The sequence below is a fragment of the Anaerolineales bacterium genome, from assembly GCA_015075725.1.
Lineage (GTDB): Bacteria > Chloroflexota > Anaerolineae > Anaerolineales > Villigracilaceae > Villigracilis.
The window spans coordinates 2,298,630-2,325,368 of record JABTTV010000001.1 but is presented as its reverse complement, the minus strand read 5'-3'; the positions used below and the strand labels follow the sequence as shown (position 1 = coordinate 2,325,368).

29 protein-coding genes and 1 riboswitch are annotated in these 26,739 nt (G+C 54.5%); of the genes, 14 read left to right on the top strand and 15 right to left on the bottom strand.

All coding sequences use genetic code 11. From position 1 onward, the window contains the following. Nucleotides 1–70 precede the first annotated feature (70 nt). From HS100_11215 to HS100_11195, 5 genes are all read left to right on the top strand, one after another. The gene (locus tag HS100_11215; GenBank protein MBE7434479.1) at nucleotides 71–1,546 is read left to right on the top strand and encodes a hypothetical protein; all 1,476 of its coding nucleotides are present in this window, start codon (nucleotides 71–73) and stop codon (nucleotides 1,544–1,546) included. Then, complete coding sequence (locus tag HS100_11210; protein MBE7434478.1) at nucleotides 1,543–2,439, top strand: SUMF1/EgtB/PvdO family nonheme iron enzyme; 897 nt, start codon at nucleotides 1,543–1,545, stop codon at nucleotides 2,437–2,439. The genes HS100_11215 and HS100_11210 overlap by 4 nt, the downstream gene beginning before the upstream one ends. A gap of 113 nt (nucleotides 2,440–2,552) precedes the next feature. Continuing rightward, nucleotides 2,553–3,443 (top strand): UbiA family prenyltransferase, encoded by an 891-nt coding sequence (locus HS100_11205; GenBank protein MBE7434477.1) that lies wholly within the window; start codon nucleotides 2,553–2,555, stop codon nucleotides 3,441–3,443. Further along, nucleotides 3,444–4,049 carry a hypothetical protein gene (locus tag HS100_11200; GenBank protein MBE7434476.1) on the top strand — a complete coding sequence of 202 codons (606 nt, stop codon included), beginning with the start codon at nucleotides 3,444–3,446 and terminating at the stop codon, nucleotides 4,047–4,049. It begins immediately after the preceding gene. Between the two features lie 54 nt (nucleotides 4,050–4,103). Then, complete coding sequence (locus HS100_11195) at nucleotides 4,104–4,793, top strand: hypothetical protein (GenBank protein MBE7434475.1); 690 nt, start codon at nucleotides 4,104–4,106, stop codon at nucleotides 4,791–4,793. Nucleotides 4,794–4,850: 57 nt separating this feature from the next. Here HS100_11195 and HS100_11190 read toward each other — a convergent pair whose 3' ends face one another. The 6 genes from HS100_11190 to HS100_11165 are packed head-to-tail and all read right to left on the bottom strand — an operon-like array spanning nucleotide 4,851 to nucleotide 9,877. Next, a complete protein-coding gene (locus tag HS100_11190) occupies nucleotides 4,851–5,351 on the bottom strand; it encodes an ATPase (GenBank protein ID MBE7434474.1) in 501 nt (166 codons plus the stop codon). A 17-nt stretch (nucleotides 5,352–5,368) separates the two neighbouring features. Beyond that, the gene (locus HS100_11185) at nucleotides 5,369–5,572 is read right to left on the bottom strand and encodes a hypothetical protein (protein MBE7434473.1); all 204 of its coding nucleotides are present in this window, start codon (nucleotides 5,570–5,572) and stop codon (nucleotides 5,369–5,371) included. A gap of 1 nt (nucleotide 5,573) precedes the next feature. After that, nucleotides 5,574–5,873, bottom strand: coding sequence for a BrnT family toxin (locus HS100_11180; GenBank protein MBE7434472.1), 300 nt, complete (start codon nucleotides 5,871–5,873; stop codon nucleotides 5,574–5,576). Nucleotides 5,874–5,913: 40 nt separating this feature from the next. Then, a complete protein-coding gene (gene coaD / locus HS100_11175) occupies nucleotides 5,914–6,432 on the bottom strand; it encodes a pantetheine-phosphate adenylyltransferase (GenBank protein ID MBE7434471.1) in 519 nt (172 codons plus the stop codon). 58 nt (nucleotides 6,433–6,490) lie between these two features. Further along, nucleotides 6,491–9,013 (bottom strand): ATP-dependent DNA helicase RecG, encoded by a 2,523-nt coding sequence (recG, locus tag HS100_11170; protein MBE7434470.1) that lies wholly within the window; start codon nucleotides 9,011–9,013, stop codon nucleotides 6,491–6,493. Between the two features lie 27 nt (nucleotides 9,014–9,040). Continuing rightward, entirely contained in the window at nucleotides 9,041–9,877 is an 837-nt protein-coding gene (locus tag HS100_11165; GenBank protein ID MBE7434469.1) for a DegV family protein, read from the bottom strand. Between the two features lie 184 nt (nucleotides 9,878–10,061). Between HS100_11165 and HS100_11160 the strand changes: the two genes are divergently transcribed. Next, nucleotides 10,062–10,391, top strand: coding sequence for a PadR family transcriptional regulator (locus tag HS100_11160; protein MBE7434468.1), 330 nt, complete (start codon nucleotides 10,062–10,064; stop codon nucleotides 10,389–10,391). A gap of 19 nt (nucleotides 10,392–10,410) precedes the next feature. Then, nucleotides 10,411–11,418: a hypothetical protein gene (locus HS100_11155; GenBank protein MBE7434467.1), complete on the top strand. Its 1,008-nt coding sequence runs from the start codon at nucleotides 10,411–10,413 to the stop codon at nucleotides 11,416–11,418. A gap of 67 nt (nucleotides 11,419–11,485) precedes the next feature. On the opposite strand, the gene HS100_11150 is transcribed toward HS100_11155, so the two are convergent. Further along, on the bottom strand, nucleotides 11,486–13,153 hold the full coding sequence (locus tag HS100_11150; protein ID MBE7434466.1) for a DAK2 domain-containing protein: 1,668 nt from the start codon (nucleotides 13,151–13,153) through the stop codon (nucleotides 11,486–11,488). Between the two features lie 12 nt (nucleotides 13,154–13,165). Continuing rightward, nucleotides 13,166–13,522 carry an Asp23/Gls24 family envelope stress response protein gene (locus HS100_11145; GenBank protein MBE7434465.1) on the bottom strand — a complete coding sequence of 119 codons (357 nt, stop codon included), beginning with the start codon at nucleotides 13,520–13,522 and terminating at the stop codon, nucleotides 13,166–13,168. 211 nt (nucleotides 13,523–13,733) lie between these two features. Between HS100_11145 and HS100_11140 the strand changes: the two genes are divergently transcribed. After that, on the top strand, nucleotides 13,734–13,919 hold the full coding sequence (locus HS100_11140) for a 50S ribosomal protein L28 (GenBank protein MBE7434464.1): 186 nt from the start codon (nucleotides 13,734–13,736) through the stop codon (nucleotides 13,917–13,919). Nucleotides 13,920–14,005: 86 nt separating this feature from the next. On the opposite strand, the gene rpe is transcribed toward HS100_11140, so the two are convergent. From rpe to HS100_11120, 4 genes are all read right to left on the bottom strand, one after another. Beyond that, complete coding sequence (rpe, locus tag HS100_11135) at nucleotides 14,006–14,674, bottom strand: ribulose-phosphate 3-epimerase (protein ID MBE7434463.1); 669 nt, start codon at nucleotides 14,672–14,674, stop codon at nucleotides 14,006–14,008. Between the two features lie 39 nt (nucleotides 14,675–14,713). Then, nucleotides 14,714–15,847: a serine/threonine protein kinase gene (locus tag HS100_11130; protein ID MBE7434462.1), complete on the bottom strand. Its 1,134-nt coding sequence runs from the start codon at nucleotides 15,845–15,847 to the stop codon at nucleotides 14,714–14,716. A gap of 188 nt (nucleotides 15,848–16,035) precedes the next feature. Next, nucleotides 16,036–16,590 carry a hypothetical protein gene (locus HS100_11125; GenBank protein MBE7434461.1) on the bottom strand — a complete coding sequence of 185 codons (555 nt, stop codon included), beginning with the start codon at nucleotides 16,588–16,590 and terminating at the stop codon, nucleotides 16,036–16,038. A gap of 76 nt (nucleotides 16,591–16,666) precedes the next feature. Further along, on the bottom strand, nucleotides 16,667–17,797 hold the full coding sequence (locus tag HS100_11120) for a hypothetical protein (protein ID MBE7434460.1): 1,131 nt from the start codon (nucleotides 17,795–17,797) through the stop codon (nucleotides 16,667–16,669). A 107-nt stretch (nucleotides 17,798–17,904) separates the two neighbouring features. On the opposite strand from HS100_11120, the gene HS100_11115 reads away from it, so the two are divergent. The 3 genes from HS100_11115 to HS100_11105 are packed head-to-tail and all read left to right on the top strand — an operon-like array spanning nucleotide 17,905 to nucleotide 19,719. Beyond that, nucleotides 17,905–18,849, top strand: coding sequence for a diacylglycerol kinase family lipid kinase (locus tag HS100_11115; protein MBE7434459.1), 945 nt, complete (start codon nucleotides 17,905–17,907; stop codon nucleotides 18,847–18,849). A gap of 1 nt (nucleotide 18,850) precedes the next feature. Beyond that, a complete protein-coding gene (locus tag HS100_11110) occupies nucleotides 18,851–19,324 on the top strand; it encodes an SH3 domain-containing protein (GenBank protein ID MBE7434458.1) in 474 nt (157 codons plus the stop codon). A gap of 59 nt (nucleotides 19,325–19,383) precedes the next feature. Then, nucleotides 19,384–19,719, top strand: coding sequence for a DUF971 domain-containing protein (locus HS100_11105; protein ID MBE7434457.1), 336 nt, complete (start codon nucleotides 19,384–19,386; stop codon nucleotides 19,717–19,719). 86 nt (nucleotides 19,720–19,805) lie between these two features. Here the strand turns inward: HS100_11105 and HS100_11100 are convergent, their stop codons facing one another. From HS100_11100 to HS100_11090, 3 genes are read right to left on the bottom strand one after another with little or no spacing between them, the layout of a single operon-like run. Continuing rightward, nucleotides 19,806–21,695, bottom strand: coding sequence for a tetratricopeptide repeat protein (locus tag HS100_11100; GenBank protein ID MBE7434456.1), 1,890 nt, complete (start codon nucleotides 21,693–21,695; stop codon nucleotides 19,806–19,808). Between the two features lie 9 nt (nucleotides 21,696–21,704). Further along, nucleotides 21,705–22,280: an AmmeMemoRadiSam system protein A gene (gene amrA, locus HS100_11095; protein MBE7434455.1), complete on the bottom strand. Its 576-nt coding sequence runs from the start codon at nucleotides 22,278–22,280 to the stop codon at nucleotides 21,705–21,707. A gap of 53 nt (nucleotides 22,281–22,333) precedes the next feature. Next, nucleotides 22,334–22,825 (bottom strand): flavin reductase, encoded by a 492-nt coding sequence (locus HS100_11090; GenBank protein MBE7434454.1) that lies wholly within the window; start codon nucleotides 22,823–22,825, stop codon nucleotides 22,334–22,336. Between the two features lie 148 nt (nucleotides 22,826–22,973). Here HS100_11090 and HS100_11085 point away from each other — a divergent pair, with 148 nt between their 5' ends. The 3 genes from HS100_11085 to HS100_11075 all read left to right on the top strand — a co-directional run bounded on the left by HS100_11085 (nucleotide 22,974) and on the right by HS100_11075 (nucleotide 26,723). Next, entirely contained in the window at nucleotides 22,974–24,206 is a 1,233-nt protein-coding gene (locus HS100_11085) for a C39 family peptidase (protein ID MBE7434453.1), read from the top strand. Nucleotides 24,207–24,232: 26 nt separating this feature from the next. Continuing rightward, a complete protein-coding gene (locus HS100_11080) occupies nucleotides 24,233–25,180 on the top strand; it encodes an SUMF1/EgtB/PvdO family nonheme iron enzyme (protein ID MBE7434452.1) in 948 nt (315 codons plus the stop codon). Between the two features lie 141 nt (nucleotides 25,181–25,321). After that, nucleotides 25,322–25,436: riboswitch (SAM riboswitch) on the top strand. 75 nt (nucleotides 25,437–25,511) lie between these two features. Then, entirely contained in the window at nucleotides 25,512–26,723 is a 1,212-nt protein-coding gene (locus HS100_11075; protein ID MBE7434451.1) for a methionine adenosyltransferase, read from the top strand. The last annotated feature ends 16 nt before the right edge of the window (nucleotides 26,724–26,739 follow it).

Below are 26,739 nucleotides of genomic sequence, written 5' to 3'. Positions count from 1 at the left end.
AGTCCCCCATTCCCGGAGCCCCTCTCCCAACATGGGAGAGGGGTGGGGTGAGGGCGTTTGGAGGTTTTTCATGCAGTTTATGAAAACGCGTTTCATCTATCTCTTCGGTTCCACCAAGGGGCTGATCCTCGTGGCGATTGCAATGATCGCTATGATCACCGCTGTATGGGGCATGTTGTCCGGTCCAATGGCTGAGATGGGCGTGCGCGAGGTGGTGATCAAACTGCTCGGCATGGACATCGTGCAAGCCGAGCGCGAGGGGCGAATCGTCATTCTGTATCACTCGATTGCCATGGCGGTTGTCGCCATCGAGACGTACATGGTCACAGGCTTGTTGAAGATGAAGGAATTCTTCAAGATGTCGGTGCGCGTGCTGATCACGGTCGGTTATATTCTGACAATGGTCTTCGGCATGGGCTTTGCGTACTTCGGTCACAACTGGGCGTTCCACGGGTTGTATATCACGGGTCTCTCGCTCATATTCTTCGCGGGTGTATTGTTGTGTATCGCGCTCTGGCCCTGGAATAAAGAATACTACATCACCGACACGGATTACGCCCGCACGAAAAAAGGCGTTGACCTCGAACGCGTCGCCTTCTTCACCACCGCTGTGACGACGGTCATTTCCGCACTATTTGGCGCGGTGCCTGGTTCATTTTTCGGCAACGGCTTCGAAGTCTTTCTCGCTGAGAATATCATCCGCCTGCCGCATAAAACAACGATGGAGTATTCCGTCATCGGTCATCTTCACATCATGCTGGCGCTGATCGCCATCATGATCACGCTCATCATCGGCCGCTGGCTCAATTTCAAGGGCATCTGGCACAAGATCGCCATGCCACTGATGATCCTCGGCTGTATCGTGCTCAACCTCGGCGTGTGGGGCGTGGTCACGCCGCTCGAACCGATCGCGCACATGATCATCTATGTCGGTGCGACCCCGTCCATGCTGGCGGCGCTCTTCCTGCTCATCTGGAGTTGGGGCAAATTAATCAAAGATGGCACGGCGCATCTAGCCAAACCAACCTTCCTGCAAAAACTTGGCGCTATGGTCAGCGACCCGCTTAAGTTTGGTCCCACCTGGCAGATGCTTTTCATGAACTTTACAACCAGCGGCGTCGGCATCTTCATGGCGATCCGTCTCGACGAGATCTTCCGCATGTGGCCCGCGCGCGAGGAACGCATCGAACTGACCGGTCACTGGCACGCGCTCTCAGCCATCATTGCCACCATCATCCTGATGTACTACGGCGACATGCTCGGGCTGAAAGGCAGGGTCCGCCAGATTTACGGCTGGGGCATCATCTTCCTTTCCGATATTGCCCTCGGCGCGATGACGGTTTTCGCAATGAAGCGACTCTTCATCAGCGAAGCCGAACAGCAGCCGCTTGTCAACATACTCATGTACATGATCGACTTCGGACTTGGTATGTTATTGGTTCTACTGGCAGTCGTCATGGTCTGGCGCCTCACTGACCTCTTCAAACCGAAGGGACGCTGGAGAGAAGAAGCGACTCACGAACTCGCTGAAGAGGTGGCGAAATGAAACGCATCTTCCTGACCTCCATCCTGTTCGCGGTGTTGCTGGCATCCTGTGCCCCCGTGGATCTGAACGCTCCGATCCCCGCTTTCGATACAGGCATTGATCCCAACACATGGGCGCAAATCCCTGCAGGCGAGTTCCTCTTCGGACAGCACGAAAAACCCGAAACCACAGGCGCCTACGAGATCATGGTCACTGATGTGACCACAGCCCAATATGCTGATTTTCTAAACGCGGCTCTCGCGGCAGGCTACATAAAATTGGATGGCGACAGCATCGCCGGCTATTATCCCGGTGACCCCTTCAATGGCGTGAATCACGAGATAGAAATCAAAGCTGGCGACTGGGTGTTCATCCCGCTGAATGATCCTTCGCAGAGAATCAATTTCGATGGAAGCCGCTTCACCCCACAGGAAGGATACGAAAACCATCCAATGACGATGGTCACCTGGTTCGGCGCATGGGGTTACTGCGAATTCTACGACTACAAACTTCCTTCCGAGATCCAATGGGAAAAAGCCGGGCGCGGTACGGATGCCCGTCCCTTCCCCTGGGGCTGGGAGATTCACCGTGAGAATGCCAACTTCTACGCCAGCCGCGATCCATTCGAAGATATGAAAACCTTCGGCTCGCGCACGAGCCCGGTCGGCTTCTACAATGGAAAAACGTACGACGGATACGAAACCCTTGATTCCGCCTCGCCATACGGGCTTTATGACATGGCGGGCAACGTCTGGCAATGGATCGGCGATGTGCAGCCGCAGGAAGGTTTCAGCGACCGCTTCATGCGCGGCGGATCCAAGGATACCTACGACATGGACTTGCGTGCCTGGGTACGAAACAGCGCCCCGCCCATGTACTTCAGCCCGGGGGTGGGGTTCCGATGCGTAAGGTGACAGTATTTGTTCATTGAGATTCGATATTCGGTTAAAATGTCACTTCATCGAACGTCGATAATCGGGCATCGTAGACAGGTATCGAATCTCGAATACCGTTTTAGGAGTACAGTATGACCACCCTCACCGCTCATTCCTCGATCATGGATATAAAATCGAAGATCGGAATCTACTGGAGCCTCACCAAACCCTTGCAATCGGGTTTACTCCTTGCCACCGGTTTGGCGGGTTACATGAGCGCTCGTTGCCCCGTGTTTAACATGGGATCCATCCTGCAGCTCTCTGCAAGTTTGTTTCTCGCCATCGCGGGAAGTACCGTCCTCAACATGTGGTGGGACCGCGACATCGATGCAAAAATGGGTCGCACAAACAAACGCGCCACCTCATCAGGCGTGGTGGGCGAAAACGAAGTCCTGCGCATCGGCTTGATCCTCTCGGTCATCGGCGTCGGCTGGGCGGCAGCAATGGATGCTTTATACGGTCTCATCGTCTTCGCGGGACTCTTCTTTGACGTCGTTGTTTACAGCATGTGGCTCAAACGCCGCACAGCATGGAGCATCGTCTGGGGTGGCATTTCGGGCGCGATGCCCATCCTCGCCGGACGTGCCCTTGGTCTTGGCTTCGTCGATTGGATCGGCTTCATACTCGCGGTCGGCATTCTCTTCTGGATCCCGACCCACACGCTTACATTCAGCATGAAATTCGCCAAAGATTATGAAGCCGCTTGCGTGCCGACCTTCCCATCCACATATGGTCTTGCCATCACCCGCGCCACCATTGCAATCTCATCCATACTGGCCGCGGCTTCCATGATCATCGCAGGGTATGGCATCGGCATGACCTGGGGTTTCCTGCGACTGCTCGGCGTGTTATCTGCGGGTTTGCTCATGCTGGCGGTCGCCATCACCTTCAAACCATCCGAACGCGTCAACTTCGGTTTGTTCAAGTATGCATCCATTTACATGCTCGCCGCGATGATCCTGGTTGTGCTGGAAGTCATCTAAATGAGGTTTTCTTCCCTTGACCGCGTACTTCTGTTGCTCACAGTCCTGCTGGCATCCTATCAGGTTTCGGCAGGTATAGATGGGTTTGGGACCCTCCCCATCGTCGCCTATACCATCGCCTTCGGCGTGCTTCTCGTCGCTGCGCTGCTTATTTTTATTTTGGGGATGGAGGTGCTGGACTCTCCCGTGGTCGTCATCGTCTCTACGATCATTCCGCTGAGCCTTGCTGTCGGTCTCGTCTGGCAGCACCTCGCCTCCCTGCGGACCTCGTACCTGGTCTTCGCCATTATCGGTTTCCTTGCAGTGACTTTAACCCGCACAATTCAGACATCCGGAAAGTCCCCCACCTTTGTCCTTGCCATCACCCACGGCATCGCAGGTATGACGATATTTTTACTGCCCATCATTCTTTCCATCCAGGGAGCGGTGAAGCCGCTCTTCTCTCTTGTGGGAGTCGGCGGCGCGTTGATCGGTATTGGCGGCTTGTTTCTTTCGTTTTTGAAGACCGGCAAACCCATTCTCTCGAGAGGGATGATCATGAGGTTGTTTCCAATGTTGCTCCTGCTGACAACAGCCCTTTTTGTAGCAGGTTTCAAATTCGGCTAATCCGTAGCGCAGGTCCGAGACTTGCGCTACTTTTTTCTACAAAAGGAGAATACAATGTCCACAAATAGTTTCTTTGCCAGGTTCCTGCGCTTCATCGGCATCGTGCTGATGGGCTTGACGGGTGGCTTCACCCTGCTGGGTGGAATAGGCACTTCCTGCGCTGCATTCAATCCCATTGGATTCGGCGACAGCATGGCTTTGCTCGCACCGTTCCAATGGCTCTACATTCTGTTCGTTTTGGTCGGGGTGGTTCTCGGCATCATGGGCATCCGTGCCACAATCATGCTCGTGAGAGGCGCGGACAAGTCCTACCGTTATGCGCTCATCGTGTTGATCGCAGGCGTTGTCATCGGCTTCATCCACATTTTCGCCTCGCGTGCTTTGCGCGGCAAGTCCATGCCGGTGGATGCAGTGGTGTACACCACGCTTCTAACTCTGGTGATCTTCCTGATCTTCAAGGTACCGACGATCTGGCAGGGTGTCGATTTTGCGAAAGCCAAAACCAGCCAGAACAAACCGGCGGGCGGCGCGGCGGCGATCCTGCTGGGAATCATGACCCTCACCATCCAATTCACAATGGGAACGACGCACACCTGGGGCGGGGTCAATTATGCGGACGCTTTCAATGCGTCCATGACGGTGATCGGGGTCGGATTACTATTGCTGGGGACGGGAATCTTCGTCAGCATGTCGAAGGCTTGGGAGAAAGGATACAGGCTTGAGCTAAAGAACCGAGCCGCGTAAAGTCGGGTGCATGTCCCTCGAAAAAACATCCCCGTCTCCATGGCGGGGATGTCGTTTCTATTTTTCCACTTTATCCGGCATACTTACGGATGGAGATGCGGCTGACTTTCGCAACTGATCCTCCTGCACCATGCGGATGCCGTTATTGACCTGATTGCTGAGTTTGGCGATCTGATCCTGCAATTGCATGAGCATATCGAGAACGTAATTATCAGCGTCGGCGCGGATGGCTTCGGCTTCGGCACGCGCCTGCGAAACGATCTGGTCCGCGCGGCGCTGGGCTTCCTGCGTGACGATATCCTTTTGGACCAGCTGGTCCGCTTTGTCACGCGCGATCTGCAGGGTGCGGTTGGATTCCTCCTGGGCTTGCGCCATGACGCGTTCGCGCTGGGCTACGATCTGTTGGGCTTTCTTCACCTCTTCGGGGATCGTAATCCGCATCTGGTCGATGAGCTCGAGCATCTTATCTTCATCGACAACAACGTTATGCGTGAAAGGCACAGCCTTCGCATCGTTGAAGAGTTCTTCGAGACGGTCGATTAATTGAAGAATGTCCATATATTCGCTCCTCAGGCTCAACTTTTAAGTGCCTGAAGCATTTCCTTATTATGACGCAGGATTTCATTTACCGCAGTCTGAACATCCGAGTTCTTCTCCCTCGCATATTCTTCTATGAACGCAAAAATATCATCGTCCAGGTAAATGGGGATTTTCAAAATCGCATCCGAACGATAAAATTTACCTTGCTCACCTTTTGAGAAATCATATTTATCTTTCATGTCACGAGCGCCTTTCATGATATTGCTGCGCCTCATCTTTATCAGCGATCCTGGCAAATATGATTCTTATGATCGTGTTGTCCGCGTCCACATTTCGGAAAGTATGGACAACTACCAGTAATATCTCGTTACTCTCTGCCCCGATTGTAACCCAGCGATCTTCGTTTTCACTATGGTCTTCATCGTAAATGGATATCGCAAAAGGATCTAGAAAGACCCTGGCAGCCCGTAAAAAACTGACGCCGTGTTTCTTGAGATTCCGTCTTGCTTTTACAGGATCCCAATCGAAATTATATTGCATATCCAATCCTTCCCATCAGGATTAAATCAATTCTAGCACATTAATCCCGCAGCGCATTCGGCAGGGATTGCTCCCCCATTTGGGCGACCTTCCCCTTCAAAGCCCGGTCGACATGCGGCGGCACCATGCTGGAAACATTGCCGTCGAGCATGGCGATCTCGCGTACGGTGGATGATGAAAGGAAGGTGTGCTGTTCAGCAGTGATAAGCGCGACCGTTTCGACCGCATCCCCCGCCAGGCGCTGGTTCGCCAATGCCATGCGGAATTCGAACTCGAAATCGGAAAAAACCCGCAGCCCGCGTACGATGACATGCGCTTCGATCTTCCGGGCAAATTCGATGGTCAACCCGCTGTAGCCTGTGACTTTGATCTTGGCGTTATCCTTGAACGCCTCTTTCACCAGTGCAATGCGTTCCTCAGGTGAAAACATCAGCGACTTTAACGGCTTGTCGTAAACCGCCATCACCACTTCATCGAACAACTTCGAGGCGCGGTTGGCAATGTCCATGTGTCCGTAATGGATCGGGTCGAACGTTCCGGGAAATAAGGCTCTGACCATGTTTCTCCAAAATTCCTTTATTCTTGGGGACGCGATAAATCGCGTCCCCAAGAATTATTTATGACAAGTCGCTTGTCGTACCTTTCCAGAATCTTTCGAAGGATTCGGCGAGGAGTGCGTGTTCCGGCTGGGAAAGGTATGGGTCGCGCTCGAACAACGCTTTTGCGTGCTCGCGTGCTTTTTCGATCAATGCCACGTCAGTGATGCTTGCCATCTTCAACGACGAGGCAAAGCCTGCCTGGCGGGTGCCGAGGAATTCGCCCGGTCCGCGCAGTTTCAGATCGAGGTCGGCGAGTTCGAAGCCGTTATTGGTGGTCGCCATTGCCTGTAGACGTTCATTCTCCGCCTCGTCTTCGTGTGTGGGAATCAACAGACAGGTGGACGCCACCGAGCCGCGCCCGACACGTCCGCGAAGTTGATGCAGTTGCGCCAGGCCGAATCGGTCCGCACCTTCGATGAGCATCAGTGTTGAATTGGGTACGTCCACACCCACTTCGATGACCGTCGTCGAGACAAGGATGTCGAATTCCTTATCGCGGAATTTCAGCATTACATCGTCTTTTTCGCCCGGTTTCATTCGTCCGTGGAGCAGGGCAAGTTTCAGGTCGGGGAAAACCTGGTTGGATAGGGTCTCAAAATCGTCGACGGCCGCGCGGACGTTGATCTTTTCGCTCTCGTCGATCAAAGGATAGACGATGAATGCCTGGTTGCCGTTCTTCACCTGCGCGCGGATCATCGTATAGGCGCGTTCGCGTTCCTGCGGACGAAGGACATGCGTCGCGATGGGTTGTCTCCCGACGGGCATTTCATCCATGACGGAAATATCGAGGTCACCGAACATCGTCAGCGCCAGCGAACGCGGAATGGGAGTGGCGGTCATGACCAGAAGATGCGGGTTCGTGCCTTTGCTCCTCAACTCGGCGCGCTGTTCCACGCCAAAGCGATGCTGCTCGTCGATGACAACAAATTGCAATTCCTTGAACTGAACATCCGGTTCGATGACCGCATGGGTGCCGATGACGATCTTGATCGAGCCGTCCGCAAGACCCGCGCGGATCGCCTCCTTCTCGGACCCGGTCGTGCTCCCCACCAGCAGGCGGATCTCATCCTGCCGTAAAAATCCATTTTCTCCAGCGAGCAAACTGCTGATCGTGCGGAAATGTTGCTCCACCAAAATGGAGGTCGGCGCCATGACCGCGGCTTGCGCTCCATTTGTAATGACCATGCTCGCGCCGAGCGCAGCAATGACCGTCTTGCCGGAACCCACATCGCCTTGGATGAGCCGATTCATCGGTTTGCCCGAATCCAGATCGCGCCGGATATCGCTCAACGACTTTTGCTGGGCAGAGGTCAGGGTGAAGGGCAAAGCCGCCAAACGCGCACCCAGCCACTCGTCCGGGACGGCGAAGCGTTTGCCTTCCACAGCCTGCCAATCGCGTTTTTGTCGCAATACGCCCATTTGCAAATAAAAGATCTCATCGAAGGCGAGTCGTTCGCGCGCCAGTTTGAGCCGCGCCTGCGAATCGGGAAAATGCGCCTGCGTCAACGCTTCGCCTAGCGAAACCAATTGCGCCTCGCGTTTTATCGTATCGGGCAGGGCATCCACCACGGCGGGCGCCCAATATGAAACGACCTGCTTCATCTGGTTGCGAAGCCATTTTTGTGTGATGCGTTCCGTCAACGAATAGATCGGCACAATGCGATTGGTGTGCAGATTTTCCATCTCCACGCTTTCCCAATCGGGGCTGTTCATCACTATGCGCCCAAGATATTGATCGATCTTTCCGGAAACGGAGATGGCGTCGCCCTGTTTGAGCCGGTTCATCAACCACGGCTGGTTGAAGAAAGTGATTCGCATCGATCCCGTGCCGTCGCTGATAATGACCTCGATGATATTCATCTTGCCGCCGCGCACCGGCCGGTTGTGAACGCTTTGGATCGTACCCAGCACGGTCACCACATCGCCGTACATCAACGATTGAATCGGCTTGAGCAATGTGTAATCTTCGTAGCGGCGCGGGAAGTAATACAGCATATCCCCCAAGGTCTTCATCCCAAGTTTTTCCAAAGACTCGGCGTTGCGCGGTCCCACTCCCTGCAAAACCGTCAACTGCGCGTTCAACGCGGCGGGAGTCTGACTGTGCCTTGCGCTCGTTGCAGAATCGAATCTCTGCCCCGGCGCATGTTTTTGTTTTTGAGGATGCTGACGCTGCTGGTTTTGATTCCTCGACGGGGCGGGTGCGGCTTCTGGAGCATTTGCCGTCCCTTCGGCATCGCTTCGCGGCGGACGGGGAGGCTGGTTCTGCGTCTTTGGTTTTTGTCCCGCCTCGGGGTAGGTCTCACCGATCCGCTTCCAAAGCCCCTTCAAAGAATCCGCCCGCCCGGCGGGAGGTAACTTTTCATATCCCCGAAGCCGCGAAACAACCGCTTGGATCACCTCTTCGGTGATGCCGTCGGCGCGCGCCTCCCCTTCCCAGTAATCGAGCATTTTGGCAAGTCCGCCGATGATGGCGGTGTTTTCGTATTTGTTTTCGTGTTCGAGCCGGAAGAATTTTCTCAGTTTTTCCAGTGAAGGTTGCATATGGACAATTTTATCATGGGCGATTGTTTACTTCTTTATCGCCGCAAAACCCAGACCGTTCGGTCCAAGATGTGTGCCGATCACGGCGGTGATATTGACGAGCAAAATTTCCCTCGGTACTGACTTTCTCGCCCGCTCCATCAACTCATCCAATAATTTCCGGGCGCGGGCTTCGGCATTGGTGTGCAAAATGGCGAGACGTTCCATCTCGCCGACTTCAAGGGCAAAGTTCAAAATCTTCTCGTCCACCAGCGCTGTCGTGCGGACCGCGCCGATGGCTTTAACCTCACCATCGCGCAATTCGATCATCGGCTTGATGGAAAGCAATCCGCCCAAATTGGCGACCACACCCGGTACGCGTCCGCTTCGTTTGAGGTATTCCAGCGTGTCGAGCGCGGCTTTGACTTGTAATCGTTTCCGCGCGGATTCTGCGGCTTCGAGAGCGGCCTTCAAACCCAGGTCGCCCGTTTCGGCGGCGGCAAGGACTTGAAAGCCCAGCCCCATCGAAAGCGAGCCGCTATCCACTACAGTGACTTTGCCGGGGAAATTTCCCGCCGCCTGTTTTGCGATGTTGACGATGGCCGTCAATTGCGAAGCGGCATGGATGGAGAGGATATGGTCACAGCCTGAATCGAGCAGGGTCCGATACGGCGAAAGAAAATCTCCAATCGACGGCGCGGCAGTCGTCGGATGAGTTTGAAGCGAGGGAAGGCGCGCGTAGAACTCCTCGCGTGAGATTCCGATCCCGTCCTTGTATTCCCTTCCTTCCAAAACAAGCACAGTGGGAACAACCTGGATCTCGTGTTGTTCGATCAGGTAGCCTGGCAGGTCGGAGGTCGAGTCGGTGACAATTCCCAGTTTCATGAAGGAAGTGTAGCATAAAAGAACGATGTCATTGCGAGAAGGAGCGAAACGACGACGAAGCAATCTCCCCATCATTTTGGAGATTGCTCCGGGCGCTGTGCGCCGTAGCAATGACATTCCTAACCTTATATTTTACCCTTGACATATCGTATATCACACAGTATAATGCGGCAAAGGTTGAAATATGGCAAACACAGAATCGCTCGAAAATGTCGTATTGGAGTTGCGGCGCGGGGTGATCGTGCTCGCGGCACTCAGCCAACTGGGCGCGGCGGAATACGGTTACTCCCTGCTGAAGAAACTCGCCGACCTCGGCTTGGAGGTGGATCAGGGCACGTTGTATCCCCTCCTCCGCCGGTTGGAGGCGCAAGGGCTGCTCGAATCAGATTGGAAGATCGAAGAGTCGCGCCCGCGTCGGTATTATGTCATCAGCACGGAAGGAAAAAAACTCCTGCCGAAACTGAAAAAGGAATGGACGGGCATCGTGTCCGTGATGGATAGGATGCTCTCGTAATGAAAGGAAAGGAATAACCATGAACCTCATAGATCGTTATGTCGCCGAAGTCGGCAGGCGCCTTTTGCTCGTCAAGGGGCGGAAGGATATCGAAAATGAATTACGCTCCACGCTCGAGGATATGCTGGAGGAACGCGCGCAGAAAGCGGGCAAACCCGCCGATGAAGCCATGCAGATGGAATTGCTGAAGGAATACGGCTCGCCGCACCAGGTTGCTCAGACTTACAATCCGCATCCGTATCTGATCGGTCCGCGCATCTATCCCTTCTTCACCTTCATTTTGAAGATCGTGCTTGCGGCAGTGGCATTTGGATTAAGTATCGCCCTGGTGATGCAGATCATTTCACAGTCGCCCATGTCTGCCGCGGAGTTTTTATCGACGGTCGGCAAAGGCATCCTGAACATCATCTCGGTGGGAATCGCCGTATTCGGGAATATGGCGCTGGTCTTCGCATTGATCGAACGCTTCGCGCCCGCCGCCGATTTCAAAATGGACGAAGACAAGGAATGGGATCCTGCCGCGCTCAAGAGGGAGCCGGAACCGGACGAGGTCAAGATTTGGGAGCCGATCCTCGCGATTGTCTTCACCTTCATCGCGCTGAGCATCTTCAACTTTAACCCTCAGTTGATCGGCATCTACTACTTGAACGGCGATGGCTGGCAGGTCATGCCGCTGCTCTCCGAAGCCTTCTTCCGCTGGCTGCCTCTGCTGAATGTCGTATGGGTTGCCGAAATCGTTCTGAACGGCATGTTGTTACGCTCAGGCAAGTGGACGAACGGTGCCAGACTCTTTTCCATCGGCATCAAGCTGGTTCAGATCTTCATCATCGTCATGCTGTTGATGGGACCGTCCATCCTGGCTCTGACGCCCGAATCTATGGCGTCAGGCGGCATCACCGACCCCGACGCCGCCGGGAAGATTAACCAATTGGCTCACACCGCAATCAAGTTCGCGCTCGGATTTGCCGTTTTAGGAACGTTGGTGGAGGCCATCAAGTCCGTGTACAAGATGGTGACACAAAAATAATGAGAGCCGCCACGGAAAAAAAAGTGACTGTCACCTTGAAGGTGACAGTCACTTTTCATTCCAAAAATCATTCAATCGAAAGTATAAATTGATAATGCGGCTGCCCCCCCTCCTGGACCTCGACCTCGAGATTGGAGTATTTTTCATGGACGTGATCCGCGACCCGGTTGGCGTCGGCATGAGATAGATCCGCTCCAAAAAAAAGGGTGACGATCTCGCATTGACCCGCTTCCGCTTTTTCGAGCAGTTCGAACACCCCTTTTTCGATGGAATCGGCGGAAGCGACGAGTTTGCCATCCAGAAGAGAGATCACCTGTCCCTCTTTCACCGTTACCCCGTCGATCTCCACCGAACGTGTGGCGACGGTGATCTCGCCAGTCTTCGCATTGTTCATCGCGCGGTTCATCTTAGCGGCGACCGCTTCCACATCGCCAGCCGGGTCGAACGAAAGCATGGCGGCAAGTCCCTGCGGAACGGTGCGGGTTGGAACCACCTGCACGTTCTTCACAGTGACTTCCTTCGCCTGGTTCGCCGCCATGATGATATTTTTATTATTCGGCAGAATGATCACTTTATCCGTCGGCATATTCTCGAACGAACCCAAAATATCCTGCGTGGAGGGATTCATCGTCTGTCCGCCCTCCACAACGGCGGCAACCCCGAGGCTGGCAAAGATGCGGCTGATTCCCGTTCCCGGCGAGACGACCACCACGGCAATATTTCCAGGTTCCACCGTGCTGAACTGAATCTGCGAAGACTTGCCTTTCTGAATATCATCCATCTGCGCCATCAAATTTTCGATGGCGACCTTCGTCACGGTGCCGATTCCCATGATGTAATCGATGGGCGTATAACGGTTCTCGGTCGGGACGTGGATATGCATGCGATACATCCCATCCCCTTCGCCCACCTGGATCGACGTGCCCATCTCTTCAAGTTTTCCATAAAATCCATGCAGGTCTAGCTCGCCGGTCGGGACAAAATCAACGACCACTTCATAATCCTGTCCCTCCTCCACTTCCTCCATCGCGCCTTCCAAACTCATCGCCGAGAGCGATTGGACCTGCATCGTCGGCGTTTCAAGCGACTCGCCGTAAACATGCCGCAGCATTCCCTCCATGAAAAAGAACAAGCCTTTTCCGCCCGAATCCACCACGCCTGCCTGTTTCAGGATCGGAAGTTGTTCGGGAGTTTTCCTGACCGCTTCATCCGCCGCGCGGACCGCCGCCTCGAGCAATTCCAACGCATCCTTCACGGACCCGGAAGCTGATTCGGCCGCATTGGCAGTTTCTTTAATGACGGTTAGGATCGTCCCCTCGACAGGTTTGACGACGCCTTTATACGCCGTATCGCGCGCTTCGCCCAGCGCTTTGACGAATGTTTGGATATCCAATGATTCGCTTTCATGCACGGCGCGTGAAAAACCGCGTAGGATCTGGCTGGTGATCACCCCCGAATTGCCGCGCGCGCCCATCAACGCACCCTTGGAAAAAGCCCCCGCCATCTCGCCAAGATGACGCGTACCTTTATCTTTGATCTCGTTCCATGCCGCCTGCAGGGTCAAACTCATATTCGTGCCGGTATCCCCATCCGGGACCGGAAACACGTTCAACGCATTGACCACCTGCTGGTTTGTCCGGAGCCAGGTCAACCCGGCTTCGACAAGGCGTTTGAATGCCTGCCCGTCAACGGTACGCTTACGCAATTTCTCCACTCGCGCGGTATCGATCGCCATGAATCGCTTCTCCTAATCCGTATTGCTGATTCGCAATCCCGCCACATGCACATTGACCGTGCTGACTTTCAATCCCAAAGCTTTTTCCACATGGAAGCGGACCGTATTCGCCACACTCTCTGCCACGGCGTTGATGCGCGTCCCGAATTCGACAATGACATGCACGTCGATATGGATCTCATCCTCCAGGTATCGGACGGAGATTCCCCGTGAAGGTTCGCGGGTGATGCTGGAGACGATGCCGTCTGCCAGGTTCTTGGGAGCCAGCCCCACCACCCCGTAAGATTGAAGCGTGGCATGATATGCGATCGTCGCCACCGCATTCGGCGAGACGTGAATCCCGCCCAGTGAAGTCGTTTCTTCGCCCATAGGTTCCTCAGTCGTTTTCAACTCAAACCGCCGTCCCCGGCGGCGTGAACGATTCGATCTTGCGCTGTCACGGCGCAAGAGACAAAATTATAGTATGTCCCTATTTTAACATCTCTTCTTGAAGTTGGTTACGTTCTATGGTAAAATGCCGTGCCTTCGAAAAGGGCAAATGGAATTATTGCAAGGAAAGACGAAGAAAGGATTCTCAGACATGGCAAAGTGCAACCACTGCGGCAAAACGACCACCTTCGGACACAACCGCTCCTTCTCACAACGCGCCACCAACCGCACCTTCAAACCCAATCTCCAAAAGGTTTCGGTGATGGAAAAAGGCCGCCTCGTGAAGAAGACCCTGTGCGCCAAGTGCATCAAGACGCTCGGTAAAGTAGCGGCGTAAGGACGGATTCTTTGCGAAGGGATCGCGGCGAACAACGCCGCGATTTTTTGTTTAATCGAAATTGTAGGGGCGGGGTTACCCCTTCCCTACCACACCATTAATATTTCTTTCAACGCCTCTGCCCCCGCCCCGCTCCCCTTCGGATGTTTGAAAACTGCGTTCCCCGCCACGAAGACATTTGCGCCAGCTTTCTTCATCAAGGGAAGGGTATCGGCATTGATGCCGCCGTCCACTTCGAGATGGGCGTTGGAACGGAGTGCGTTCAATTTCGCGCGAATCTCCTCGACCTTGGAGATCGTCTCTGGCATGAATTTTTGACCGGAAAAACCGGGGACGACGCTCATGACGAGAACCAGGTCTACCAATGGCAGGGCGGAGTCGATGGAAGAGGCTGGCGTTGCGGGATTCAATGCCACTCCGGCGGTACAGCCCAAAGACTTAATTTTTTTTATTACATACGGCAGATCGGGGCAGGTCTCGACATGGACAGTGAGGTTGCTCGCACCGGCTTTCGCAAACGCTTCGATATGCTTCTCCGGTTCGAGAATCATCATATGCACATCGAGAGGGAGCTTGCTCGTCCCTTTAAGAGATTCGACAAATAAAGGACCAAGTGTAATTGCAGGCACGAAATGGCCGTCCATCACATCCACGTGAATCCAATCGGCTCCAGCAGATTCGATGGCAGCGACTTCGTCGGCGATATGTGCGAGGTTTGCGGCGATGATGGAGGGGGCGAGAATATTCTTTTGCATATTAAACTTCGACGCCGGGGACGGCGTCGATAGCTAAGATTAACTCGGCGGAAAATAACTGAAATAGATAATCAACCCGAATGGGATCAATCCGCCCCAAGCCAGGACAGCGAGCAAGCCAAGGCCGACTGCCACCCAGTCGATGGGTTCAGCGGAAGATTCGGCTCGATAGGCGGGAACAGGTTCCGGCTGAATCGTCTGAGGCGGGTATGGGGGTTGATAATATTCCGGTTCAGGTTCCGGCTGCAGACGCGGTTGACTCGGAGGGGAGAGTCGATCCGCAATATCCTGCTTGATGGTGATGACCGGCGGAGCAGAAATCGGTTCTTTTGCGGCTTTGAGCGGCGCAGGAGCCGTGCCGAATTTTTGCAGGACGCGGCCAAGTTGATCGGCGGTGCGATAACGGGCGGAAGGCTCTTTGGAGAGAATCTTCATCACGATCTCTTCGAGCGCGGGCGGAATATCAGGGACATATTCGCTTACGGGAAGCGGCCGGGCAGAGATATGCAGGCGCGCAAGTTCATCGGCGGAATGGGCAGTGAAAGGCGGCGTGCCGGTGAGTATTTCGTAAAGCACGACGCCAAGTGAATACACATCAGAAGCGGGAGTGGGTGTTTCGCCCGCCGCCTGTTCAGGCGCGAAATAAAGCGGAGAGCCCCACACGACATCGTTGCGTTCGCCCGGTTTGATGGTGGCAAGGGCGCGCGCGATGCCGAAGTCGGTGACCTTGAGCCGGTTATCCTTCGTGACGATCATGTTGTGCGGTTTGATGTCGCAATGCACCAGCCCGGCGCGATGAGCATACCCCACGCCCGCGCAGGCTTGAATGATGAGCGGAATGCCCTGTTCGAACGGATACCGTCCGCGCTCGCGGACAAGCGCCTTGAGGTCCTTGCCGGGGACGTGTTCCATGACGATGTAGATCAGGTTGTCCGCGATGCCGAAATCATGCACGGTGACGATATTGGGATGCGAAAGGTTCGCCGCGGACCGCGCCTCGAGCAGGAACTGTTTCTGGAAGTTCTCGTTACCCGAGTATTCCTTGCGCAGGACTTTGATGGCGACGGGACGGTCCAGCACGACATCGCGGCCAAGATACACGTTTGCCATGCCGCCCGAGCCGAGCGTCTCCTGGAGTTGGTATCGGTCGTTGAGTAATGCGCCTTCGGTCATTGTGAGGGAGATTATACCGTGAGATGGAAGGTAAATCTCGAAGCCGTTCAATTAATAAAAGCTGAGTCGAAGTATCTCGTTAAACATTATAACCATTCGAGATATCCGTACGCCTTAACGCAGCCCCGTCTCAGATACAAATCTTGTAGGCTACTCTTTAAACCAGCCTCTCTTAATAGCAAACCACACTATTGCTGACGGCGCAATACAATCGAAGAAGATTGCGGCACTTCCAGCGTCAGGGTGGTGTTTTCGAGGGACAATATCAAACGAATATCGAGATGGATGCTTGCTCCATCGGAACGGGTGAGATCAAAAGACATTTTTGCTTCCGTGGAAGTAATCACATTGCCGGAACCCTGCCCCCAGTATCCCGGTCTAATAAGCGCGCCATCAGCTTGTTTCGAGAAAGTGTCGCTGAATGTACCCTCCACATGATCTCCTGTTTGTGTCAGGATTAGACTTATTGTACTGTTGTCATCAGGGTCGTTGCCCTGCCAGGTTCCTGAAAATGATGTTTCAGGGACATTATCTGGCAGGGTAGTTTCAATGCTTTCAGGCGTTGGCGTGGGCAAATTCAAAACAAATACGCCACCACCTATTACAGCGAGAATCAAAATTATCATGGTGAAAACCAAACCGCCCGACGATCCCTTATTTACCAGATCGCCAAGTAATTTTATGAGAGCGCCGATTATGACGGCAATGGCTCCAATGATGGCGATTTTCAAAGTTATTTCCATGGCAAAGCTCCTGGTCACAAATTATGTAAACTTCGATGATAGGCTTCTTTACCCCATCCGGGAAAATTTTTGAGCCTCACTCCCCGGTATATTCACCCCATGCAAGGTCGTCATACTGGGATACGAACTCCTCCGAAAAGTACTGAGCCAAATCCTCCTGTCCCTGCAAGTGATAACCGAAGAAGGCGGTCGCAAAATGCGCCATGCGGGCGACCATCTCTTCATCGTAGATCATCATGTGGTTCTGACCGATGAACGAGATCAAACTCTTATCGGCGACGCCGAGATGATTGAAGATCAAAATATTTTCCCGATACAGTTCATCTTCGGTCGAGACAATAATTAGAGTGGGGCGATTCACGGCCGCCAATCCCCTTTCGCCGAACAGCCACCAGCCTTCGCCCGCCATTGGCATCACAGCACGGATGCGCGGATCAGTCAACGGCTGCCAGAGCCCATCATCGCTGGCAGTGATGGATTCGCTCAATTGGGCGGCAAATTCGTCCCATTTGCCCGCCGGTGTGCAACTGAAAGCGGATAGACCTCCCAAAACCGATTCGGTAATCGCGTCCGGGGTCGGGCATTGGGCAAGGTAATAATCCGGATCAATCCGCGCCCCGCTCATCGCCAGTGAGTTGAATCCGTCAAAGGAGTAACCAATCGCACCGGCGTTATCCGCGTCGATCAGCCCTTCCAAGCCTTCGGGTGGATTGTCTCCCATCTGGTTCAGGGCAAACAGGATATCCAAGGGCTGGTCAAGAGCGCCTTTATAGAAAGCCATGTAAGAATCGATTCCATCGACGCTCGCCCAGGTAAACCCATGGCTCACCAGGTAGGGCGCAAAAATTTCCGCCACCTTCGTCGAAGAAAGGATCAGCGGATAAGGCGCCTCTTTCATATTTGGTTCGGCGTCTCGAATGACTTTCCCGCTTTCCGAACCAAAAGGCAGCTTTGCAGGGTACCAAAGAGTGATTGGCACCCTCCAGCCGTCGCGTGCAGGATCCTTAAATTTGAATTTCTGTTGTCCTACATCAAAAGGACCGGTTTCCGCAAGTGGAAACGTTGTTGGTTCGATGGCTTCCATCGTCTCACTTTGTGGTGCGGGAGAACCAACCTCTGTAGTCTGGGGAATTTCTGTTACAGCGGGACTGCAAGCAGTCAATGAGGCGACAAGGGCCAGACAAAGGATAAGCGCCAGTCTTTTCATACGGAGCCTCCATTGTTACATTTCTCACAAAGTCATTGTATAACGAAATGGGAAAATTACAACCGATTTAATTAATTCACCCACGCTCCATCAGATATAATCCCCGAATGCGCAAGGGACTTTTGCTTTACAACCCAGCCGCTGGGAGATTTCCCGTCCGGCGTTTTGTGCGTGGAATCATCAAACCACTGAGCGAGGCAGGCTGGAGCATCGACATCGCCGAGACGATAAGCGGCACACACGCCGTCCAGACGGCACACCAAGCCGCAAGGGAAAAATACGACGCAGTCTTCGCCATCGGCGGCGACGGGACGGTGGGACAGGTCGCGAGCGGATTGGCTCACACAGAAACCGCATTGGGCGTGCTGCCCGCCGGAACGACCAACGTCTGGGCAATCGAACAGGGACAAAAACCGTTCAGTTGGTGGCATCCCGGCAACCTGCGCGAAAACGCAAGGCTGCTGGCGGATGTCGAGCCGCAATATGTGGATGTCGGCGATTGCAACGACCAGCCGTTCTTGTTGTGGGCGGGCATCGGGCTCGACGCGCAAGCCATCAGCAAGATCGAGCCGCGCCCGCGCATCTTCAAACACATGGCGTTCCCGCATTACTTCGTCACAACAGTATTGGAAGCCACGTTCTGGCACGGGCTGAATCTAAGAGTCTTTGCAGAAGGCAGCCTTTTGGAGGGACATTATCTGGTTGCAGTCGCCACGAACATCCGTCACTACGCAGGCGGGCAGGCGGTCATTTCGCCGAACGCACTGCTCGATGACGGCGAGATGGATCTCTGGCTTCTAAGCGGCAACAGTCTTGCCGATACCTTTCGTCATTATTTCGATCTTGTCGCCGGGCGTCATCTCACCTCCGACGAAGCGCGCCGCATCCCGTTTCAAAACGTGCGCATCGAATCGGATGCGAACTTTTCCATTCACGTCGATGGCGACCCGATGCTCGGCGGCCATAAGGCAGAGATTCGAGTCAAACACCGCGCGCTCAAAGTGTTGATTCCCGAAAACGCTTTATACTTGTTGAAAAACCCGAAAAGATAAAATGGATTTACGCCCTTATTTGAATCGCCCGGTCATCTTTGGCGCATTGATCGTCGCCGGGATCATGATCCTGATCACACTCATTCTCATCGGTTGGACAACTCCCCGCTTCTCTCCCGAAGTCGGGTTTGCCCCGGCCGACCTGACCATGATCCCCGCCCCGACCCACACCCCCGCCGCATCTGCGACTCCCACCATCGACCCGCTCGCCTCGCCCACCGTGGACCCAACCACGATCCACATCGACGGGTATGTTCAGATCATCGAAGTGGGCACAGACGGCCTGCGCATCCGCTCGGCGCCGGGCTTGAATACTGAAACCGTTTTCCTCGGTGAAGAAGCGGAAGTATTTCTCGTCAAAGACGGACCCCAGGATGCAGACGGATATATATGGTGGTATCTTGTCGCGCCGTATGACGATAAACGCGCAGGCTGGGCCGCCGCGGATTTTCTGGCGGTCGTGCCTGCGCCGTAAATAGTCCCTCACCCCTCACCCCTCTCCCTCAGGGAGAGGGGATTCAATCAGGAATCAAAATGACCGAGAAACCCACCGGAGTTACAGCAAATAAAAGCAAGAAGGAATTCACGATCACATGGGACAGCGGACATGTCAGTGTTTATCCGTTTTGGCTGTTGCGCGCAGCATGTCCATGCGCATCATGCCGCGGCGGACACGAGAACATGAAATCCGATCCGGATGAGGATGTGTTTACGAAAGTGATGGAGGATAACGCATCCACCCGGTTATCGAATGTGGTCGCAGTCGGCTCGTACGCGTTGACCATCGTCTGGGAGGACGGGCATGATTACGGCATCTATAACTGGCACTACTTGCGGAAATTATGTCCGTGCGCGGAGTGCAGGAAGTAGATTGTAAATCGGCAGTTGTCTGGTTTAAAAAACAGGTAGCCAAATGATACGGCTACCTGTTTTACATATTTACTTTCCACTTTCTATTATGGCGTCGGAGTCACACTGGGGGATGGCGTCCTTGTCGGTGTGCGGGAAGGTGTCGGCGTGGCTCCAGGCTTCTGAGTTGCCGTGGCAGGTGTCGGCGTGGACGATGAGGCGCCCCCGCGGGGTGTCCGGCTCGGCTCGGGAGTATCCGACGGCGGGACGAGTTCCTTCAACCGCGCTTCGGCTTCCTCGCGCATATCAGCAGACATCACATCTTCATCCAATTTGAGCAGGTCGTTCCAGGATTTGATCGCGTCCCGAATGTCATTGCGCTGTTCCTGAATTTTTGCGCGCCAATACAACTCGAGCGCTTTTTCCTCGTCTGTTTCCACCAGCGAACGCGCCGCTTCGATTTGCAGGAAGGCGCTGCCAAATTTATTGTCCGCGTAAAGAGCCTGGGCGTAACCCAGCCGCGCAGGGAAGGACCGGGGCTCTTCATCGACGGCGACATTAAGGTCGTCCACAGCTTCTGCGCCGCGGCCGAGAGCGACAAGCGACAATCCGCGATAAACGAGGTAGGGTTTCATTCCCCTTTCGTTGGCCTGTGTACCATTGCTGACGGCGAGCACGGCGTTCTCATACTCGCCAAGGAAGTAATATGCCATTCCAAGTTTGCCGTGCCCGGTGGCGTCTTCCGGCTGATAGGCGGTATAGAAGCGCAGGGCATCGGCGGCGTTTACATAATCTTCGCGAGCAAGATAAAGATCGCCAAGCATTTTATAAGTGGATAGATTGAGAATATCGGCGGCATATGCTTTCTGGGCATATTCCAGGGCTTTCTCATCGTCACCCTGTTCTTCGTAGGCGCGCGCATAAGCCAGATAGACTTCGGGCGAACCGGGCAGGATTCTTTCAGCGAGTTCCAGGTCTTCGAATGCGTCTTCGATATCGCCGCGCCCGATCAGCCAGCGCGCCCGTTCCAGGTAAGCCTCGCCCATATTCGGGTCGAGATCGATTGCTTGCTCGAACAATTTCGCCGCGTTGAAATCGGGGTTCGCCATCAGGCGCACCCGCGCAAGGCCGAGATACGCCGGGGCGAAATCCGCTTCCATATCGATGGCTTCGTTATAGTATCTGGCTGCGACGGACGTCTCCCGTTTGAAGCGATAGGCTTCGCCAATGTAATAGGGAATATCCGGCGCGTCCGGTTCCATGCGCTGAAGCAAAAGCATATTCTCGATGAAGGCATCCCATTCGCCTTTCTTGTAATGGTCGAAGGCAATTCGGTATTGTTCCGATGTACCCGAGGAGCGCCTGGTCACAACGTAGAGCGCAGTCGGGGTGTAGGTGGCGTCTAAAAAGTATTCGATGGGCGTTGGCCCGCTGAATACCCTGGTGGGTTCAGCCGTCGCTCCGAAGAATGTGGGGGTTGCCGTAAACGTGGGAGAGGGACCGGGCGTGTTCGTGGGCGGACGATCGGCAGGACCGAAACGAGGCAGGAGGACCCCAAAATAAATTCCAATGCACATACCAATGCCGATCACCGCGAGGCTTGCCAGCCGAAGAATCGGATTTCTCAACACAACGCGCAATCCGCGTTCCTTCGGTCTTTCGTGCGCAAGGAGCAATTTCTCCTCCCACGCGCGCGGATGGTTCATTGGGAATGGCGTGATGGTTTCGTCAGGCGCAAGCGCGCCGAGCAGGATCAATCCCCGTTTTGCCGTGGAATTTTCCGGGTCGAGTTTGAGCGCGGTTTGCAGGCAATAGATCCGCTCTTTTTGAGTCTCGACCGCTGCGCTGAGCCAGATCCAATAGGTGGCGTTGTTTTGGTTGGTCTTGAGCAGACGGGTCAGCAATTCCTTGGCGCGCGGCTTGTCCCCGCGGCGCAGGGCGGCAATTGCATCCTGAAAAATCGTTTCGTTGTTCTGCTCTCTGAGTTCGCCGGTCATGCGCCCATTCTAATTCAATTCATGGAATTCTTCGACCTGATAGGTATATACCTGCAATCTTGTATTTCGCCAGAGGTTCGAGCGCTCGCCCATCTTGTAACAGAGTTGATCGAGAAACTCCGCCGGGTCGGGAATCTTTTCCCAAACCTGCGGAAGAAAGGTCGCCTTGTGAAAGCCGTGCTTGAGGATGACGCCGTCGATATGCGGACGTAATTTGCGCATCAAATCTTCGCCTGTGGAGTATTCCAATTCCTGCGGCGCGGTCAGCCGCGAGACCTCAATGTGAATGCCACTCAATTCGGATTCGCTTACCGGTGGAAAGCGTGGATCATCCATCGCAGCCGAGATGGCATGTTCGCGCACATCCTCCGCCAGCGGCTGATAGGCTTCGAGCGCGCCGATGCAACCCCGCAGGTCGCCGCGGATGGTGAGTGTTACAAAGGATGCGCCATTTTCCCGCAAGGGTTGGGGGAAAGAGCGCAAATCGAGCGGAGCGGGCATCCTCCCTTTGACCGCATTTTCAATCGCCTCGCGGGCAATTTGTAACAGGGTTTGCCTCTCCCCATCCGTCAGCGGAGTTGACATGGTGCCCTCCAATTCAAGCAGGAAAATTTTACGGGTTGCCGCCAGCGTTCAGCCTATTTCAGATTTGCCAGGGTCCAATATTCGCGGTTGTGATAGATCAATGGCTCGCCGCTTCCCGTGCCGCGCGCCGCGAGGACTTCCGCGATAAAAAGGGTGTTCATCCCCGCATCATGGGTGTGGACGATGCGGCAATCCATCCAGGAAAGTCCGCCCACGATCAGGGGTGAACCTGTCACAAGGGTCTCCGTCTTCACATGCGAAAAACGGTCTTCCGATTCCGGCAGGCGGCCGGCAAACAGGTCGGAAATCCGTTTCTGCTCCGCAGAAAGGATGGTCAACCCGAAAACGCGGGATTTCATCACAAGGTCATGCGTGCGTGTGTTCCGTTGCAGCGCAATCGTGATCAGCGCAGGGTCGAGCGAAATGGATGTGAATGAATTTACGGTCATGCCGTGCTTTTCGTTTTCGTATGCGGCGGCGACCACGGTCACGCCTGCCGACCACGCGCGCATGGCGGACCGCAGGGCTTCAGGGTCGAGAGTCATAATCGGAAGAGTCTCCATTTGATTTCATGATAATTGCGTGGAGATTCGAAGTCAAGTCAAAAAAGTCATCATCCAAGTTAAACAGCGGGGATAATCTCCAATTTCCCATCTTAATTGCCATTCATCCATGCATGGTAAACTCACGCGCATGTCCCAAAAAGTCAGAAACATGGTTATCGGGGGCGCAGGCCTGCTCCTGCTGGTTGTATTGATCTATCAAATCCCCGCCGTCAAGTCGCGCCTCGACTGGCGGTTGGACGTTCTTCAAGTTTACGTAAAGAACGTGATCGATCCCATTGGTCCCGTGCCAACGGCCCTGCCCGTTACGCCACAGCCTGTCACGCCGACTATCGCAATTACAAACACCGTCGCTGTGCAAACCCTGCCAGCGGTCACCCCAACTTCCACCTTCCCCCCGCTGCCGACGCAGGCATCAATCAAATCGCCGGAATACGAAAAACAAACGGCGAATAATTGCGGTCCCGCCACGCTTTCGATGGCGCTGCAATTATATGGCTGGGAGGGGAATCAAACCGACATCTCGAATCTCATCAAACCTATTAGTGGCGACCGCAACGTAAACCCGGAGGAACTTCGCTACTACGTCCGCACGCAGGCCGGGTGGCTCAACCTTGAATATCGCGTGGGCGGAAGCATCGAAATTCTCAAGCGCCTGCTGTCGGCGAATTACCCGGTCATTGTCGAATCGGTCACCTCGCTCGATCCCGGCGATGCGCTCGGTCCAACCGACGATCTTTGGGCGGCGCATTACCTGCTTATCACCGCATACGACGACTCGGCTCAGGAATTCACCGTGCAGGATTCCTATCACGGACCAGATCTCACGATCACCTATTCCCAACTCGAGAAGGAATGGAAACCGTTCAATAACATCTATCTTTTGATCTATTTCCCACAATTCGAGGAGGAAGTAAAAACCCTTCTCGGCTCAGACTGGGACCCGAACTTGAATCGGCAACGAGTCCTTTCATACACCGAATCCCTGATCTCCGACCCCAACGCCGACGCCTTCGACTGGTTCAACTATGGGAGCAACCTTACCTATTTCGAACGCTATGACGAAGCCGGGCGCGCGTACGATAAAGCTCGCGAGTTGGGATTGCCCTTAAGGATGTTCCGTTATCAATTCGGTCCATTCCTTGCCTACTTCCATTCGGGCCGTAACGACGACCTGCTCGCGCTTACGAATTACGCCCGCGGTGTGACGGAAATGTCTGAAGAAGCATGGTTGTGGTATGGTTTCGGTCTATACCGCGCGGGCGATTACGACGGGGCGCTTAAAGCCTGGCAGAAAGCGGATTCGATCAACCCGAACTTCTTCGAAGATCAGGCAAACAAGGCAATGCAACTGGTGCAATAAGTTTATAAATTGGTAAATTCGTATCCATGATAAAGAAAATACTACCGTTCATCATTCTCTTCATTTCGGCATGCCAGCCCGCATCGACTCCGACGCCCGAAGCAACCCTGCCCCCTTCCTCCACACCCCTTCCGCCAACAGAAACGGCGATTCCTTCTCCAACGGGGACATCTCTACCCACCATTACACCCACGCCGGATACGATTCGCATCTCGCCAAAAGACGGCATGACGCAGATTCAAATTCCCAGCGGGACGTTCTTCATGGGCGGCATGGACGTATACCGCGAAAACGACGAGCAACCCGCGCGCGAAGTCTTCATCGATTCGTTTTGGATGGACCAGGTGGAAGTGACGAACGGCATGTTCGAACTCTGCGTACGCGCGGGAGTATGCCGCCTCCCAAAGGAATTCCGTTCAGATAACCGCGAGGATTATTTCGGCAACCCGGAATTCCGCGATTATCCCGTGGTCAATATCGCCTGGTACGATGCGAATGCCTACTGTCAATGGGCGGGGCGACGCCTGCCTACCGAAGCGGAATGGGAACGGGCTGCGCGCGGAGACGATAAACGCAACTTTCCCTGGGGCGACGAGCTTCCCAATGAATACAACTCCAACTCGTTGAACATCGTGGGCGATACGATGCGCGTCGGTTCGTATGCCGAGGGAGCGAGTCCGTACGGGATATTGGATATGGCGGGGAACGTTTGGGAGTGGGTGGCGGACTATTACAAGCCAAACTACTATGCAGTTTCCACGCTCGACAACCCGCAGGGACCCACAAGGGAGGAGGCGCGCAGTGACCTGCGTGTGATCCGCGGCGGGTCATTTCAGGAGGACGGCATTTTTCTGAGGCTGGCGAATCGCAGTTTTCTCGAGGGTCCAGACCCATCTGTGCTTCCGGACGATATTGCTTATTACGGCAAGAGTTCGAATCGAATCGGGTTTCGCTGCGCGGAGGATGACAGATAACGCTCAGGGGGAGATAAAGCTTGATAAACCCGAAACAGGCTCCGGCTTCGTTCGAGCCGTGGCTTTCGTCCTGAAAATTTATTGACGCTCATTTTTTGCTATGGTATTATCAGCGCGCAACAATATAGTCCCGTAAAGACGCTCTTATCCAGAGAGGCGGAGGGAACGGCCCGATGATGCCTCGACAACCAGTGAGCGATTCAAAACCGCGCACCAGGTGCCAATTCCGACAGACGGATGTTCTGGGAGATGAGAGGGTAAATATAGCAACGCTTGTATTGCCCTTTCTGCTCGTCTGAAAGGGCAATTTTCATTTACAAGGAGAAACAAAATGAGCAATACTTTTATGACCTCCCCCAAGCTGATGTTCACATCGGAATCAGTGACGGAAGGACATCCCGACAAGATCTGCGACCAGGTCTCGGATGCCGTGCTGGATGCCTGCCTCGAACAGGACCCGCGTTCGCGCGTGGCCTGCGAAACCGCCGTCAAGACCGGTTACGTGATGCTGCTCGGCGAGATCACCACCAACGCCCAGTTCAATTACGATGAATTGGTACGCAAGACCGTCAATGAGATCGGCTACGACTCGAGCGAAAAAGGTTTCGACGGCACGTCATGCGGCGTGTTGGTCGCCATCGCAAAACAGTCCGGCGATATCGCCATGGGCGTTGACAAGGCGCTCGAAGCCAAATCCGGCGAAATGACCGAAGCTGAGGTGGAGGCGATCGGCGCGGGCGACCAGGGCATGATGTTCGGTTATGCCTGCAACGAAACCCCGACCCTGATGCCGATGCCGATCTATCTGGCTCACAAACTTACCCGCAAGCAGAGCGAACTTCGCAAAAGCGGCGCGATCAAGTGGCTGAGGCCCGATGCCAAGAGCCAGGTGACCATCGAATACTCCAAGGGCAAACCCGTTCGTGTGGATACGGTTTTGATCTCCACCCAGCACGCGCCGGATGTCTCGCAGAACGAGATCACCGAATCTATCACTGAAGAACTCATCATGAAGACCCTGCCCAAGGAATTTGTAGACAAGAATCTGAAGGTGTACGTAAACCCGACGGGACGTTTCGTGGTCGGCGGTCCGATGGGCGATGCCGGTGTGACCGGGCGCAAGATCATCGTCGACACTTACGGCGGCATGGGCCGTCACGGCGGCGGGGCATTTTCAGGCAAAGACCCCACGAAAGTGGACCGCTCCGCGGCGTATGCGGCTCGTTACGTGGCGAAGAACGTCGTTGCGGCTGGTTTGGCTGACCGCGTGGAAGTTCAGGTCGCCTACGCCATCGGCGTTGCCCGCCCACTCTCCGTCAACGTGGAGACCTTCGGCACAGCCAAAATCGCAGACGAAAAGATCGCCAAACTGATCGACGAGCACTTCGATCTGCGACCCGGCGCGATCATCCGCGACTTGGGGTTGCGCAAGCCGATCTACCGCAAGACGGCGGCGTATGGTCACTTCGGCCGCGACGACATTGAATTCCCCTGGGAGCGCACGGACAAGGCGGATGCTTTGAAGAAAGCGGCCGGGGTGTAGTTTGTAGCGAGTAGAA